The organism is Streptomyces sp. SID8352, assembly GCF_009862265.1.
Taxonomy (GTDB): Bacteria; Actinomycetota; Actinomycetes; order Streptomycetales; family Streptomycetaceae; genus Streptomyces.
In genome coordinates, this window is sequence record NZ_WWGX01000030.1 from 68,523 (window position 1) to 82,993 (window position 14,471).

Genomic DNA, 14,471 nt, shown 5'->3' on the forward strand with positions numbered 1-14,471 from the left:
GAGGCGGGCGAATGCCTCCTAGCGGACCCCTGCGTTCGGGCCCTGCGAAGATGTGCCAGAGTTGCCACGTCCGCCCTCTCAGCACGTACCGTACGGCCACACGGGCGGGATCAGGTGGGACGGCGGGAAGGGGCAGTCGGTTTGACCACGCACGCACCGCAGGCGGCGCAGGCCGTCACGCTGCCCACGACACTGGACGAGGCCGTGGCGGCGCTCACCGCCCTGCCCGCGGCCGTGCCGGTGGCGGGCGGCACCGATCTGATGACCTCCGTCAACTCCGGGCAGCTCAGGCCCGCGGCCCTGGTCGGCCTCGGCCGGATCAGCGAGATCCGCGGCTGGCAGTACCAGGACGGACACGCCCTGCTCGGCGCCGGACTCACCCACGCCCGGATGGGCCGCCCCGACTTCGCCGCGCTCATCCCCGCCCTCGCCGCCGCCGCCCGTGCGGCCGGACCGCCGCAGATCCGCAACGCGGGCACCCTCGGCGGCAACATCGCCACCGCCGCCCCCACCGGGGACGCGCTGCCGGTGCTGGCCGCCCTGGAGGCCGCGCTGGTCATCGCGGGTCCGGGCGGGGCCCGCCGCGAGGTGCCGGTCTCGCACCTGCTGGCCGGGGTGGAGATGCTCCGCGCGGGCGAGCTGATCGGCTTCGTGCGGGTGCCGCTGCTGCACGCCCCGCAGGTCTTCCTGAAGGCGACCGGCCGCACCGGGCCCGGCCGCGCGATGGCCTCCGTGGCCCTGGTCCTCGACCCCGCGCGGCGCGGGGTGCGCTGCGCCGTCGGCGCCATCGCGCCGATGCCGCTGCGGCCGCTGGACGCCGAGCAGTGGGTGGCCTCGCTGATCGACTGGGACAACGGCCGCGCGATCGTCCCGGAGGCCCTGAGCGCCTTCGGCGAGTACGTCGCCGCCGCCTGCGTCCCCGACCCCGCCCCGGCCGGGGACGGAACCGTGGCGGAACTGTCGCCCGCCGTACTGCACCTGCGGCGTACCGTCGCCGCGCTGGCCCGGCGAGCACTGGGGAGGGCGCTGTCGTGACCGACGACCGGCACGGAGAGGGCATGCCGCAGGGCGGCGGGCGCTGGAACCCGCTGCCCCAGGGTGACTACGACGACGGCGCGACCGCCTTCGTCCAGCTTCCCGAGGGCGGCGTCGACGCGCTGATGGCCTCCGCCGACAGCCCGCTCGCCGCGCCGGGCCACGGCTACGTGCCGCCGCAGATAGCGGTCGCGCCCGCCACGACCGCCGGTGCCGACCCGGCGGACACCGGGAACTGGGCGCTGCCCTCCGCCCCCGTCGACGGCGCCCAGTGGCACGTCCCGGAGGACCGGGGCGGGGCGCCGGGCCAGGAGTACGCCGGGGGACCGGAGTACGCCGTGCGCGGCGACCACGCGGCCACCGGGTACGTCGGCCGGGGCTATCCGGAACAGCCGCCCGGACGGGAGCACACCGGCCAGGAGCACGGCGTCCAGGGGGGCCCGGAGCCGCTCCACCCCGGGTACGGCCACCCCGGGTACGGCCACCAGGACCCTTACGGGACGGCCCAGGACCCCTACGGGACGGCCCAGGGGCACGTCCCCGACGACCGGTTCACCTACCCCGCCGGGACCGACACCGGCCAGTGGGACTTCTCCGGGGACGCCGGGCAGAGCGCCCCGGCCCCCGGGCACGACGTCACCGGGCAGTGGTCCATCCCCGTCGCCGACGGCGACCTCCCGGACGACTCGGGCGAGTTCGCCGCGTCCGCGCTGGCCGGGCAGTGGGGCGGCAACCCGCCGGACACCCTCCCCGGCGGCGCCCCGGCGCCCTGGGCGGCCCGCACGGCGGAGCCGCTCCCGGCCGAGCCCCTCGCCGACGGTCCGGACCCGGCCGGACCGCCTCCCGCGGAGCCGCCGCCCGCCGGGCCGGTCGCGGGCGCGCCCGTTCCGGGCGGGCCCGGCTCCGGGGACGTTCCCTCGGACCCCGCGCCCGCCGGTCCCTCGGCGGACGGACCGCTCCCCACCGGACCCGTTGGCGGCGTCGAGGGCGCCGACCGGGCCGAGGACGCCGGCCGGGCGCCCGGGGCGCCCGCCGGGCCGGACACGGAATCCGACCCCGCGTCCAAAGCCGCCGACGAGCCGGTGGAGCCCCCGGCGGCCGGAGCCGCGCCGGAGCCCGCCGCCGACGCCGCCGGTCCCGCCCACGAGGACGGCGCCGCCCCCGCGCCGGACGACGCGCCCCAGGACACCCCGCACGGCACCGCGGAGGACGCGCCCGCGCCGGGCGCCGCCCCCGGGCCCGGACCCACCGGCACCACCGCCCCCGGCACGCCTCCCGGGGCCGACGGGGACGACACCACCGGCGCGGACGACACCGTCGCCGACGGGAGCCCGGCCGGCGCCGGTCCCGTGGGGGAGGACCCCGGACCCGCCCCGGACGCGGCCCCCGGGCCGGAGCCCGGCTCCGGGTCCGCCCCCGGCGACGGCACCGCCCCGGCCGACGGCACCGCCCCCGGCGACGGCACCACGCCCGGCGACGCCGCCGCGCACCCCGGAGGGGACGTCCCGGAGGACGCCCCCGGCACCGAGGCGCAGGCACCGCCCGCCGCCGGGACCCCGTCCACCCTGGGGCCGCAGGACGAACACCCCCTCGCCTCCTACGTGCTGAGCGTCAACGGCACCGACCGCCCCGTCACCGACGCGTGGATCGGGGAGTCGCTGCTCTACGTGCTGCGCGAGCGGCTCGGCCTCGCGGGCGCCAAGGACGGCTGCTCGCAGGGCGAGTGCGGTGCCTGCAACGTGCAGGTCGACGGCCGGCTGGTCGCCTCCTGCCTGGTGCCCGCCGTGACCGCCGCGGGCAGCGAGGTCCGCACCGTCGAGGGCCTGGCCGTCGACGGGAACCCCTCCGACGTGCAGCGGGCGCTCGCCCGGTGCGGGGCGGTCCAGTGCGGCTTCTGCGTGCCCGGCATGGCGATGACCGTGCACAACCTCCTGGAGGGCAATCCCGCCCCCACCGAACTGGAGACCCGGCAGGCCCTCTGCGGCAACCTGTGCCGCTGCTCCGGCTACCGGGGCGTCCTGCAGGCCGTCAACGAGGTCGTCGCCGAACGCGGGACGCACGCCGCCGCGCCCGGCGCGGAGGGTGACGAGGCCCGCATCCCGCACCAGGCCGGACCGGGCGCCGGCGGGGTCAACCCGTCCGCCTTCGGCTCCCCGCCCGCCCACGACGAGCGCCCCCGCCCCGAGGGGCCCCACCCCGACGGCCCCGGCCCCGACGGGACCCACGGCGACGGGACCCACACCGCCGCCCACGACGGGACGTACGACGGCGGAACGTACGACGGCGGCTCCGGTGGCGGCCCGTACGACCACCAGCCCTACGACGAGGGACCGCCCGGCGGCCCGTACGGAGACCGGCCCCACGGCCGGGAGGGAGGCCACGCGTGAGCGACGAAGCCGCCACCGCGGAGGCCGCCGACCAGCCGGAGACCGGCCCCGGGACGGTCCCGCACGGCCTCGGCACCTCCCTGCCGCCCGCCGATGTCCGCGCCAAGACCGAGGGCACCTTCCCCTACGCGGCCGACCTCTGGGCCGAGGGCCTGCTGTGGGCCGCCGTGCTGCGCTCGCCGCACCCGCACGCCCGCATCGTGTCCATCGACACCCGCCACGCCCGCGAGATGCCCGGCGTCCGCGCGGTCATCACCCACGAGGACGTCCCCGGCAGCCCCGTGCACGGCCGCGGCCGCGCCGACCGTCCGGTGTTCGCCTCCGAGGTGGTGCGCCACCACGGCGAGCCCATCGCCGCCGTCGCCGCCGACCACCCCGACACCGCGCGGATGGCCGCCGCCGCCGTCATCGTCGAGTACGAGGTCCTGGACCCCGTCACCGACCCCGAACTGGCCTTCGAGGCAGAGCCGCTGCACCCCGACGGCAACCTGATCCGGCACATCCCGCTGCGCCACGGCGACCCCGAGGCGGCCGGCGACCTCGTGGTCGAGGGCCTGTACCGCATCGGCCGCCAGGACCCCGCCCCCATCGGCGCCGAGGCCGGACTCGCCGTGCCCCGCCCCGACGGCGGCGTCGAGCTGTACCTGGCCTCCACCGACCCGCACGCCGACCGGGACACCGCCGCGGCCTGCTACGGGCTGGCACCCGAACGGGTGAAAATCGTCGTCACCGGGGTGCCCGGCGCCACCGCCGACCGCGAGGACCAGGGCTTCCAGCTCCCGCTCGGCCTGCTGGCCCTGAGGACCGGCTGCCCGGTGAAGCTCACCGCCACGCGCGAGGAGTCCTTCCTCGGCCACGCCCACCGCCACCCCACCCTGCTGCGCTACCGCCACCACGCGGACGCCGAGGGCCGGGTCGTGAAGGTCGAGGCGCAGATCCTCCTGGACGCCGGCGCCTACGCCGACACCTCCTCGGAGGCGCTGGCCGCCGCCGTCTCCTTCGCCTGCGGCCCCTACGCGGTGCCCAACGCCTTCATCGAGGGCTGGGCGGTGCGCACCAACAACCCGCCCTCCGGCCATGTGCGCGGCGAGGGCGCCATGCAGGTCTGCGCCGCCTACGAGGCGCAGATGGACAAGATCGCCAAGAAGCTCGGCCTGGACCCGGCCGAGGTGCGGATGCGCAACGTCATGGCCACCGGCGACGTCCTGCCCACCGGCCAGGCCGTCACCTGCCCGGCCCCCGTCGCCGAACTCCTCACCGCCGTGCGCGAGTTCCCGCTGCCCGCGCTGCCCAAGGACACCCCCGAGGACGAGTGGCTGCTGCCCGGCGGCCCCGAGGGCGCGGGCGAACCGGGCGCGGTGCGCCGGGGCGTGGGCTACGGCATCGGCATGGTCCACATGCTCGGCGCGGAGGGCGCCGACGAGGTCTCCACGGCCACCGTGAAGGTCCACGACGGCGTGGCGACCGTGCTGTGCGCGGCGGTGGAGACCGGCCAGGGCTTCACCACCCTGGCCCGCCAGATCGTGCAGGAGACCCTCGGTATCGAGGAGGTGCGGGTCGCGCCCGTCGACACCGACCAGCCCCCGGCCGGCGCGGGCTGCCGGAGCCGCCACACCTGGGTGTCGGGCGGCGCGGTGGAGCGGGCCGCCAAGATGGTCCGCACCCAGCTCCTGCAGCCCCTCGCCCACAAGTTCGGCATGTCCACCGAACTGCTGCAGATCACCGACGGCCGGATCACCTCCTACGACGGCGTGCTCTCCACGACGGTCGCCGAGGCGCTGGACGGCAAGGAGCTGTGGGCCACCGCCCAGTGCCGTCCGCACCCCACCGAGCCGCTGGACGCCTCCGGCCAGGGCGACGCCTTCGTCGGCATGGCCTTCTGCGCCGTCCGCGCCGTCGTCGACGTCGACATCGAGATCGGCTCCGTACGGGTCGTGGAGCTGGCCGTCGCCCAGGACGTCGGCCGGGTGCTCAACCCCGCCCAGCTCGCCGCCCGGATCGAGGCCGGCGTCACCCAGGGCGTCGGCATCGCCCTCACCGAGAACCTCCGCGCCCCCCGCGGACTGGTCCGCCACCCCGACCTGACCGGATACGCCCTGCCCACCGCCCTGGACGCGCCCGACATCCGCATCGTGCGGCTCGTCGAGGAACGCGACGTGGTCGCCCCGTTCGGGGCGAAGGCGGTCAGCGCCGCGCCGGTGGTGGCCTCCCCGGCCGCCGTCGCCTCCGCCGTGCGGGCCGCCACCGGCCGGTCGGTGAACCGCCTCCCGATCCGCCCGCAGGCCGCGGTGGTGACCGCCTGACGCGGGCGCGGGCCCCGTTGTCAGTGGCGGCCCGTAGTGTCGGGGGCAGTGGGGACGACCACCGGCCGCCGCGTCCGGCGCGCGGCGGCGCGGCGGTCGCGCCCGCCCACGACGGCACGACACGCACGGGGGAAGCATGACCACCATCACCTTGGCCGGGGACCGCATCGGCCCCCACGTCACCCACGCGCCCTCGCGGCTCCTGCTGTCCGGCGGGGTGCTGCCGGCCGCGGGCACCCTGCTGAGCTGCGCGGCGCTGGAGCGGGACGGCCTGGTGCGGGTCGCGGACGCGGCCGGGGTCCCCGGCGCCCGGCTCGCGGGCGACCTGGGCGGTCGGCTCGTCGTGGGCGAGCTGCTCCACCACGACGGCGAGGGCGCCGACACCGTCGTCCTGGACGGGGCGACGGGCGAGGTCTCCACCACGTACTTCCTGCCCGACCGCCCCGATCTGATGGAGCTGGAGCCGTTGGCGCCCTCCCTGCGGGCGCTCGCCGACTTCGCCACCGCCGTGGACGAACTGGCTGCCCTGCGCGGCCGGTTCGCCTTCTGCGCGGGGCGGTACGGGCCGGAGGTGGCCGCCGAGGCGTCCGGTCTGCTGCTCACCCTGTTCGAGGAGGGCTCGGCGGCCGGCGAGCCGGCCCCGCTCTGGCTGATGACGGCCCTGATCCGGCCGCTGGCCCTGGTGGCGGGCCCGGGCGGCCGCTCCGGCCTCACCCTGGACCTGCCGTCCCGGTTCCTGGACGAGGAGTTCGGGGCGGGGGAGACCGTCCGCTTCGAGGACGTCGACTTCCCGGCCGCGCTGGCCCACGAGCCGAGCCGCCGCTTCCTGCGGGAGGTGGGGCTGCCCGAGGACGGGGTGTGGTTCTCCCTCAACACGGAGACCCCGCTGCCCACGCTCGCGGAGTACGGCGCCGACGACCCCGCGTCCGGTCCGCCGCCGCCGGGCGCCGACCGGCTGATCCGCCTCGGGTACCTGATCGAGGACACCAGCCTGGTCGTCGACGGCACCACGGGCGCGGTGCTGTCCTGGAGCGAGGCGGAGGGCGTGCTGCGTCCCCTCAACGCCGACCTGTCCACGCTGGCGTTCACCCTGTGGCTGATCCACCGCGAGCGGGCGCTCGACGAGGAGCACGAGCTGTCCGACGCCTACGAGCAGTTGGCCGACACCATGATCCGCACTCTCGCCGCTGTCGACCCGGTCGCCTGCGACCCGGCCGCCCGCACCGTCCCCGGCGACGACGGCCTGCGCTACTGGCCGGGCGTCTTCGAGGACTACGCGGGCGCGGGACTCTGCGCCTGATCCCCGGAGCGGCGCGGGCCCGCCCCACCCGGCCTCGCCCCGGCCTCGTTTCGTCCCGCCGTGCCCTGCCGCACGCCGCCACGCGTCGTCTCGCCCTGCCCCGTCCCGCCACCGTGCCGTGCTCCGTGCCCCGCCCGTGACGTGAGGGCAACACCCCGGTGAAGCGCGGCGGTTACGGTACGGGGATGACTCTCCTCAGTCCCGAAACGCTGCCGGCCGTGGCTCTGGGGTCCCTGGGTGTCGCGACCGCCTCGCTCCTCACCGCCTTCACCGCCTACCGTGCGGGAGGGCCGAGGACCGGCTTCCGCTGTCACCTCGTCAGGTACGGGACGGGGGAGTACGCGCTCCGCCTCGTCGCGTCGAACAGGGGGCGGGCGCCGGTCACGGTCGACGTCCGCGAGCTCGACGTCTCCTGGCAGTACGACGACCGGCCCTGGCGGGACACGCACCGCACCCTCTGGCCGGTGTTCCCCGCCGACTTCCCCTTCCGGCTGGAGGGGAACACCCGGGTGGAGTGGTCCTGTCCGGCGACGGAGCTGATGACGGAGGCGGCCGGCCGCACCCCCAACACCTGGCGCCTGCACGTCAGGACCGGCCACCGCGAGCGCCGGGTGCGCGTCTCACGGACCATCACGCTGGTGGACAGGGCCGTGGCGGCCCCCCTGCGATAGCCGCCGCCGAGCCGGGACGCGGCAGGGGCGCCACGCCCCCACAGACGGAGCGGCCCGCTCTCCCGGACGAGGGAGGAGCGGGCCGACGGAGGCCATGGCGGGATTCGAACCCACGTAACTCGCTTTGCAGGCGAGCCCCTGAACCACTCGGGCACACGGCCGTGTCCCCGGATCCTTCGGCGTCCGCCGCGAACCCGGTGATACGACCGTAGGCCCGGCCGGGGCGGGTGCTCAAGGAATCCGGGGGCGCCGCAACACGACTGCCATGTGCCGTTCACGAACGGTCCGGAGGGACCGGGCTGACGGGTGTGCCGTGGACCCCGGGCAGTGGCCGGGGGCATGAGGTGGCGATGGGTGCGTGCACCGGCTGCGACGGGGCACGGGGCGACGGGGCACGGGGCGGCAGAGTCCGGAGCGCGGCGCACGCGGGGGCGGCGGAGTCCGGAGGGCGGCGCACGTGGCGGGTACGGGCGTGGTGCGCGGACCGGGGAGGGGCGCGGCGGACACGGGGCGGCCGAACCGGGCGTCCGGCGGTCGCGGGCGCGACAGGCACGGGCATGGTGGCGCGGACCGGGAGGGGGCGCGCGAACCGGAGGTGCACACGGACCGGGGGGAGGGCACGCGGGATGGGCGGGGGGCGGACAAGAGAGGGGGCGCGGGGTTGGCGGGGCGGACGGGGAAGGCGGGCGGGGGCGGACTGAGGAAGAGGTGCGGGGCCGGCGGGGCGGACCGGGAAGGCGGCCCGGCGGCGAACCGGGGAAGAGGTGCGGGGCCGGCGAGGCGGACCGGGAAGGCGGGCGGGGGCGAACCGGGCAAGAGGTGCGGGGCGGGCGGGGCGGACCGGGAAGGCGGGTGGAGGCGGACGGGGCAGGCGGAGGCGGGCGGGGGTGGACAGGGGAGGGGGCGCGGGGCCTGCGGGGGGCGGGCGGGGATGCGGTGGGGAGGGACGTAAGGGGCGGCCGGAGGCGTAGGACCATGGTCCGGGTCCGATAGCGCCTCCCGACAGGTGTCACCCCGTACCGTGCCCCTTACGCTGGCGGTCATGAGTGTCCCTGAGCCGCACGACACCGATGTCGCCGTCACCCCCGGCACCGCGCCGCCCCCGCTGCCCCCCGTCCCGCCGACCGGGGCGGACGGGGTCGCCGAGGGCGTGCTCGGGCGTGCCCACCGGGCGCTGAGCATCGGCATCGTCTCCGTCGTCCTCCTCATCGCCTTCGAGGCGACGGCCGTGGGAACGGCGATGCCGGTGGCCGCGCGGGAGCTGGACGGGGTGTCGCTGTACGCGTTCGCCTTCTCGGGATACTTCACGACCAGCCTGTTCGGCATGGTGCTCTCCGGGCAGTGGTCGGACCGCCGGGGTCCGCTGGCCCCGCTGACCGGCGGCATCGCCGCCTTCGCGGCCGGTCTGGTGCTGTCCGGGACGGCCGCCGCGATGTGGCCGTTCATCCTCGGCCGGGCCGTGCAGGGCTTCGGCGGCGGGCTGGTGATCGTCGCCCTCTACGTGGTCGTCGGCCGGGCCTATCCCGAGCGGCTGCGGCCCGCGATCATGGCCGCGTTCGCGGCGTCCTGGGTCGTCCCCTCCGTCGTCGGCCCGCTCGCCTCGGGCGCGGTCACCGAGCACCTCGGCTGGCGCTGGGTCTTCCTCGGCATCCCGGCGCTGGTGGTGTTCCCGCTGGCCCTCGCCCTGCCGCAGATCCGCAGCCGCGCGGCGGGCCCGGTGGGCGGTCCGGACGGGCGGGCGGCGCCGCGCTCCTTCGACCGCCGCCGCATCCGGCTGGCGCTCGCCATCTCGCTCGGCGCGGGTCTCCTCCAGTACGCCGCGCAGGACCTGCGCTGGATCTCCCTGCTGCCCGGCGCGGCGGGCCTCGCCCTGCTGGTGCCGGCCGTCCTCGGGCTGCTGCCGCGCGGCACCTACCGGGCGGCGCGGGGGCTGCCCGCCGTGGTGCTGCTGCGCGGAGTGGCCGCGGGTTCGTTCATCGCGGCCGAGTCCTTCGTGCCGCTGATGCTGGTCACCCAGCGGGGGCTCAGCCCGACCCTCGCCGGGCTCTCCCTGGCGGCGGGCGGCGCGACCTGGGCCGCGGGCTCCTGGGTGCAGTCCCGGCCCCGGCTGGAGCACCACCGGGAGCGCCTGATGGCGGTCGGCATGGTGCTGGTCGCGGCGTCCATCGCGGTCGCGCCGAGCGTGCTGATCGACTCGGTGCCGGTCTGGACGGTGGCCGTGGCCTGGGGCTTCGGCTGCGCGGGCATGGGCCTCGTGATCTCCTCCACCAGCGTGCTGCTGCTCAAGCTGTCCGCGCCCGAGGAGGCCGGCAGCAACTCCGCCGCGCTCCAGATCTCCGACGGCCTGTCCAACGTGGTCCTGCTGGCGGCGGGCGGCGCCGCCTTCGCCGCCCTCGGCGGCGGCGCGGTCACCCAGGCGCCCACCGCCGCCACCGCCTCCCACCCGGCCGCCTTCGCGGTGGTGTTCCTGCCGATGGCCGCGGTGGCCCTGGTGGGCGCCTGGGTCGCCACCCGCGTCCGGGCGACCGACTGAGCGGGACCCGGCAGCGGCGCCCGGCAGCGGCGCCCGGCGGAGGCGCCCGGAGGCGCCCGGGAGCGGCGCCCGGGGGAGCGGTCGGCCCGCCCGGCGAGCCCCCGGTCCCGCCCGGTCCGCCCCCTCCGGCCGTGCCCGCCCCCGCTGCGGGGGCGCGCCCGCGGCGGGGCCGGGCCGGGGCGTGTGACGTCGGTCCCACCCCGCGGGGGCGCGGCGGGGCCCGGGCGGTGGCGGGGGCCGGGCGCCGGTAGGGTGGCCCGGTTGTCATACGTGGCCGAGCCGTTCCAACCCCATCGGAGACCGTGACTACCACCGCCAGCCCCAGCGCCTCCCACCACCTGTCCCCGGCCTTCCCGGGCCGTGCCCCCTGGGGCACCGCCGGCAAGCTGCGGGCCTGGCAGCAGGGGGCGATGGAGAAGTACCTCCAGGAGCAGCCCCGGGACTTCCTGGCCGTCGCCACCCCCGGGGCCGGCAAGACCACCTTCGCCCTGACCCTCGCCTCCTGGCTGCTGCACCACCACGTCGTGCAGCAGGTGACCGTCGTCGCCCCGACCGAGCACCTGAAGAAGCAGTGGGCCGAGGCCGCCTCCCGGATAGGGATCCGGCTCGACCCCGAGTACAGCGCCGGGCCGCTCGGCCGCGACTACCACGGCGTCGCCGTCACCTACGCCGGTGTCGGGGTGCGGCCCATGCTGCACCGCAACCGCTCCGAGCAGCGCAAGACCCTCGTGATCCTCGACGAGATCCACCACGCCGGCGACTCCAAGTCCTGGGGCGAGGCCTGTCTGGAGGCGTTCGAGCCGGCCACCCGGCGGCTCGCGCTGACCGGCACCCCGTTCCGCTCCGACACCAACCCCATCCCCTTCGTCGCGTACGAGGAGGGGGACGACGGCATCCGCCGCTCCGCCGCCGACTACACCTACGGCTACGGCTCCGCGCTCGCCGACGGCGTCGTGCGCCCCGTGATCTTCATGAGCTACAGCGGCAACATGCGCTGGCGCACCAAGGCCGGCGACGAGATCGCCGCCAGGCTCGGCGAGCCGATGACCAAGGACGCCGTCAGCCAGGCCTGGCGCACCGCCCTGGACGCGCGCGGCGAGTGGATGCCGGCCGTGCTGCGCGCCGCCGACCAGCGGCTCACCGAGGTCCGCAAGGCCATCCCGGACGCCGGGGCCCTGGTCATCGCCACCGACCAGGACTCCGCCCGCGCCTACGCCAAGCTGATCCGCGAGATCACCGGTGACGGACCCACCGTCGTCCTCTCCGACGACACCGGCGCCTCGCAGCGCATCGACGACTTCAGCGGCGGCACCGACCGGTGGATGGTCGCGGTGCGGATGGTGTCCGAGGGCGTCGACGTGCCCCGCCTCGCGGTCGGGGTGTACGCGACGACGATCTCGACACCGCTGTTCTTCGCCCAGGCCGTGGGGCGCTTCGTGCGGTCCCGGCGGCGCGGCGAGACCGCCTCCGTGTTCCTGCCGACCGTGCCCGACCTGCTCACCTTCGCCAACGAGATGGAGCGCGAGCGCGACCACGTCCTCGACCGGCCCAAGAAGGGCGGCGAGGAGGACCCGTACGCCGAGTCCGAGCAGGAGATGGCCGAGGCCAACCGGGAGCAGGACGAGGACACCGGCGACCAGGACATGCTGCCCTTCGAGGCGCTGGAGTCCGACGCCGTCTTCGACCGGGTCATGTACAACGGGGCCGAGTTCGGCATGCAGGCCCATCCCGGCAGCGAGGAGGAGCAGGACTACCTCGGCATCCCCGGGCTGCTGGAGCCCGACCAGGTGCAGCTCCTGCTCCAGAAGCGGCAGGCCCGGCAGATCGCGCACAGCCGCAAGCGGCCCGACGACGAGGCCGATCTGCTCGAACTGCCCGCCGAGCGGCGCCCGGTCGTCTCCCACAAGGAGATGATGGAGCTGCGCAAGCAGCTCAACACCATGGTGGGTGCCTACGTCCACCAGAGCGGCAAGCCGCACGGCGTGATCCACACCGAGCTGCGCCGGGTGTGCGGCGGTCCGCCGAGCGCCGAGGCCACCGCCGGGCAACTGCGCCAGCGCATCGCCAAGGTGCAGGAGTGGGCTACGCGAATGAAGTGAGGCGCGGGGCGTGCGCGCACCACCGTTTCCCTTTCGTTACCGGGGCAAACAGGGGCAGTTCATATCCGTCGGTGACCGGATTCTGGACGGAGACTTCCGCTGAGCGGACCGGCTCGCTACTGTCCCGCTACGCACACGCCCCGTGGCAGCGCTGCCGCGGAGCGCAGCCGTGAAGCGACTGGGCCCGGGGCAATGCCGGGCCGTCTGCCGATCGGCGGCCTCTCGAGCGCGTCGCTGACGGGACTCGGCGACGCATCCGCCGCGCGAGGGCCGCCGACCTCACCACTAAGGAGTGGGCGTCGTGACCGCGGAGACCTCTCAGACGCTCGACCGAGGACTGCGGGTCCTCAAACTGCTGGCCGATACGGACCACGGGCTGACCGTCACCGAGCTATCCCAGAAACTGGGCGTCAACCGGACCGTCGTGTACCGGTTGCTCGCCACACTTGAGCAGCACGCACTCGTCCGCCGTGATCTGGGCGGACGCGCCCGGGTCGGGCTCGGGGTACTGGGCCTGGGTCGCCAGGTGCATCCCCTGGTGCGCGAGGCGGCCATGCCCGCCCTGCGCTCCCTCGCCGAGGACATAGGGGCGACGGCCCATCTGACCCTGGTGGACGGCGCCGAGGCGCTGGCCGTGGCGGTGGTCGAGCCGACCTGGACGGACTACCACGTGGCGTACCGGGCGGGGTTCCGGCATCCGCTGGAGCGGGGGGCCGCCGGCAAGGCGATCCTGTCCGCCCGGCAGCGGCCGGTCCTCGGTCCCGGTGATCCCGGATACACCCTGACCCAGGGCGAGTTGGAGGCCGGGGCCTGCGGGGCGGCGGCACCGCTGCTCGGGGTGACGGGCGTGGAGGGCAGCGTGGGTGTGGTGATGCTGTCCGAGGTGGTGCCGGAGCGGGTGGGCAACCGGGTGATGGACGCGGCCCGGGAGGTGGCCGAAGCGCTGAGGTGAGGCGGGCGTCCGCCGTGGCCGGAGGGTCGCGGCGGGGTCCGGCCGGGCGGTGGCCCGGCGCCGGAGGGCGCGTACCGGCGGGTTGCGCGGCCCCGGTGTCCGGGGCGTCCGTGCCCGGCGGCCCCCGCCGCCCTTCCCGTCGCGCCGGACGCCGCCGCTGCCTCCTCCGCCGTTCCGGAGGGGGGCACCCCGTAGGCTCCCTACGGCCCCTACGGCCCCTACGGCCCCTACGGCCCCTACGGGAGGCCCGGGCATCCGGTCCCGTACCCCCACGGGGCCGCCCTCGGGGAGCCCCGGGGAGGGGCGGGCCCGGTGGCGAGGTGGCCGTGCGCCGGGTGGGGCGGCGGGGGCAGGTTAGATTTGCCGGATGCTCTCTCGTCTCACGCGTTCCCGGGCCCTGGCCGTCTGCGCCCTCCCGGTGGTGGGCCTGCTGGCCACCGCCGTGTTCGCGCCGTTGCCGTTCTCGCTGGCTCAGCCCGGAATGACGGCCGACGTGCTCGGCAGCCACCAGGGCACCCCGGTCATCAGCGTCAGCGGCGCGCCGGTCCGCACGACGACCGGGCAGTTGCGGATGACGACGATCGAGGCGACCGGCCCCGACGCGGACGTCTCGCTCGGCGACGTGGTCGACGGCTGGTTCGCCACCGACCGCGCCGTGATGCCACGCGCCGCGGTGTACCCGGAGGGCGGGGACGTCAAGGAGATCGAGCGGTACAACGAGAAGCAGATGCGGCAGTCCCAGGACGCGGCGACCACCGCCGCCCTGGCCCTGCTCGGCCTCGACCCGGCCGACGTCCGGGTCACCCTGAGGCTCGCGGACGTCGGCGGCCCCAGCGCGGGGCTGCTGTTCGCCCTCGGGGTGGTCGACAAGCTGGACGGCGACGGCAGCGGCGGCGACCTCACCGGCGGCCGGACCATCGCCGGCACCGGCACCATCACACCCGGCGGCGAGGTCGGTGCCGTCGGCGGCGTCCCGCTGAAGACGCAGGCCGCCCGGCGGGACGGGGCGACGGTGTTCCTGGTGCCGGAGGCGGAGTGCTCCGAGGCGCGGGCCGAACTGCCGGACGGGCTGCGGCTGATTCCGGTCACCACCCTCAAGGGCACCGTCGACGCGCTCCGGGCCCTGGCCACCGGCAGGGGCGAGGTCCCGGCCTGCTGACCGCCCGCCCGACCGGGCCGCCCGGCCGTTCG

General features: G+C 76.6%; 9 protein-coding genes and 1 tRNA gene. 9 read left to right on the forward strand and 1 reads right to left on the reverse strand.

What is annotated here, in order from left to right; all coding sequences use genetic code 11:
• Positions 1–141: 141 nt before the first annotated feature.
• From GTY84_RS09635 to GTY84_RS09655, 5 genes are all read left to right on the forward strand, one after another.
• Positions 142–1,035, forward strand: a complete 894-nt coding sequence (locus GTY84_RS09635; RefSeq protein ID WP_161225736.1) for an FAD binding domain-containing protein — start codon at positions 142–144, stop codon at positions 1,033–1,035.
• Positions 1,032–3,422 carry a 2Fe-2S iron-sulfur cluster-binding protein gene (locus tag GTY84_RS09640; RefSeq protein WP_161225737.1) on the forward strand — a complete coding sequence of 797 codons (2,391 nt, stop codon included), beginning with the start codon at positions 1,032–1,034 and terminating at the stop codon, positions 3,420–3,422. The genes GTY84_RS09635 and GTY84_RS09640 overlap by 4 nt, the downstream gene beginning before the upstream one ends.
• On the forward strand, positions 3,419–5,725 hold the full coding sequence (locus GTY84_RS09645; RefSeq protein ID WP_161225738.1) for a molybdopterin cofactor-binding domain-containing protein: 2,307 nt from the start codon (positions 3,419–3,421) through the stop codon (positions 5,723–5,725). Before GTY84_RS09640 ends, GTY84_RS09645 begins: the two co-directional genes overlap by 4 nt.
• 136 nt (positions 5,726–5,861) lie before the next feature.
• Positions 5,862–7,025, forward strand: coding sequence for an SUKH-4 family immunity protein (locus GTY84_RS09650; RefSeq protein WP_161225739.1), 1,164 nt, complete (start codon positions 5,862–5,864; stop codon positions 7,023–7,025).
• A gap of 185 nt (positions 7,026–7,210) precedes the next feature.
• Positions 7,211–7,696, forward strand: a complete 486-nt coding sequence (locus tag GTY84_RS09655) for a hypothetical protein (protein ID WP_161225740.1) — start codon at positions 7,211–7,213, stop codon at positions 7,694–7,696.
• Between the two features lie 89 nt (positions 7,697–7,785).
• On the opposite strand, the gene GTY84_RS09660 is transcribed toward GTY84_RS09655, so the two are convergent.
• A tRNA-Cys gene (locus tag GTY84_RS09660) sits at positions 7,786–7,857 on the reverse strand.
• An 881-nt stretch (positions 7,858–8,738) separates the two neighbouring features.
• On the opposite strand from GTY84_RS09660, the gene GTY84_RS09665 reads away from it, so the two are divergent.
• From GTY84_RS09665 to GTY84_RS09680, 4 genes are all read left to right on the forward strand, one after another.
• Positions 8,739–10,229 (forward strand): MFS transporter, encoded by a 1,491-nt coding sequence (locus tag GTY84_RS09665; RefSeq protein WP_161225741.1) that lies wholly within the window; start codon positions 8,739–8,741, stop codon positions 10,227–10,229.
• 302 nt (positions 10,230–10,531) lie between these two features.
• The gene (locus tag GTY84_RS09670; protein WP_161225742.1) at positions 10,532–12,328 is read left to right on the forward strand and encodes a DEAD/DEAH box helicase; all 1,797 of its coding nucleotides are present in this window, start codon (positions 10,532–10,534) and stop codon (positions 12,326–12,328) included.
• A gap of 301 nt (positions 12,329–12,629) precedes the next feature.
• Complete coding sequence (locus GTY84_RS09675; protein ID WP_161225743.1) at positions 12,630–13,280, forward strand: helix-turn-helix domain-containing protein; 651 nt, start codon at positions 12,630–12,632, stop codon at positions 13,278–13,280.
• A gap of 367 nt (positions 13,281–13,647) precedes the next feature.
• On the forward strand, positions 13,648–14,439 hold the full coding sequence (locus tag GTY84_RS09680) for a S16 family serine protease (protein WP_161225744.1): 792 nt from the start codon (positions 13,648–13,650) through the stop codon (positions 14,437–14,439).
• Positions 14,440–14,471 lie beyond the last annotated feature (32 nt).

Excerpts from the sequence above, each read along its gene's own strand:
- GTY84_RS09650 (WP_161225739.1), top strand. The coding sequence starts at position 5,862 with ATGACCACCATCACCTTGGCCGGGGACCGCATCGGCCCCCACGTCACC.
- GTY84_RS09655 (WP_161225740.1), top strand. The coding sequence starts at position 7,211 with ATGACTCTCCTCAGTCCCGAAACGCTGCCGGCCGTGGCTCTGGGGTCC.
- GTY84_RS09665 (WP_161225741.1), top strand. The coding sequence starts at position 8,739 with ATGAGTGTCCCTGAGCCGCACGACACCGATGTCGCCGTCACCCCCGGC.
- GTY84_RS09680 (WP_161225744.1), top strand. The coding sequence starts at position 13,648 with ATGCTCTCTCGTCTCACGCGTTCCCGGGCCCTGGCCGTCTGCGCCCTC.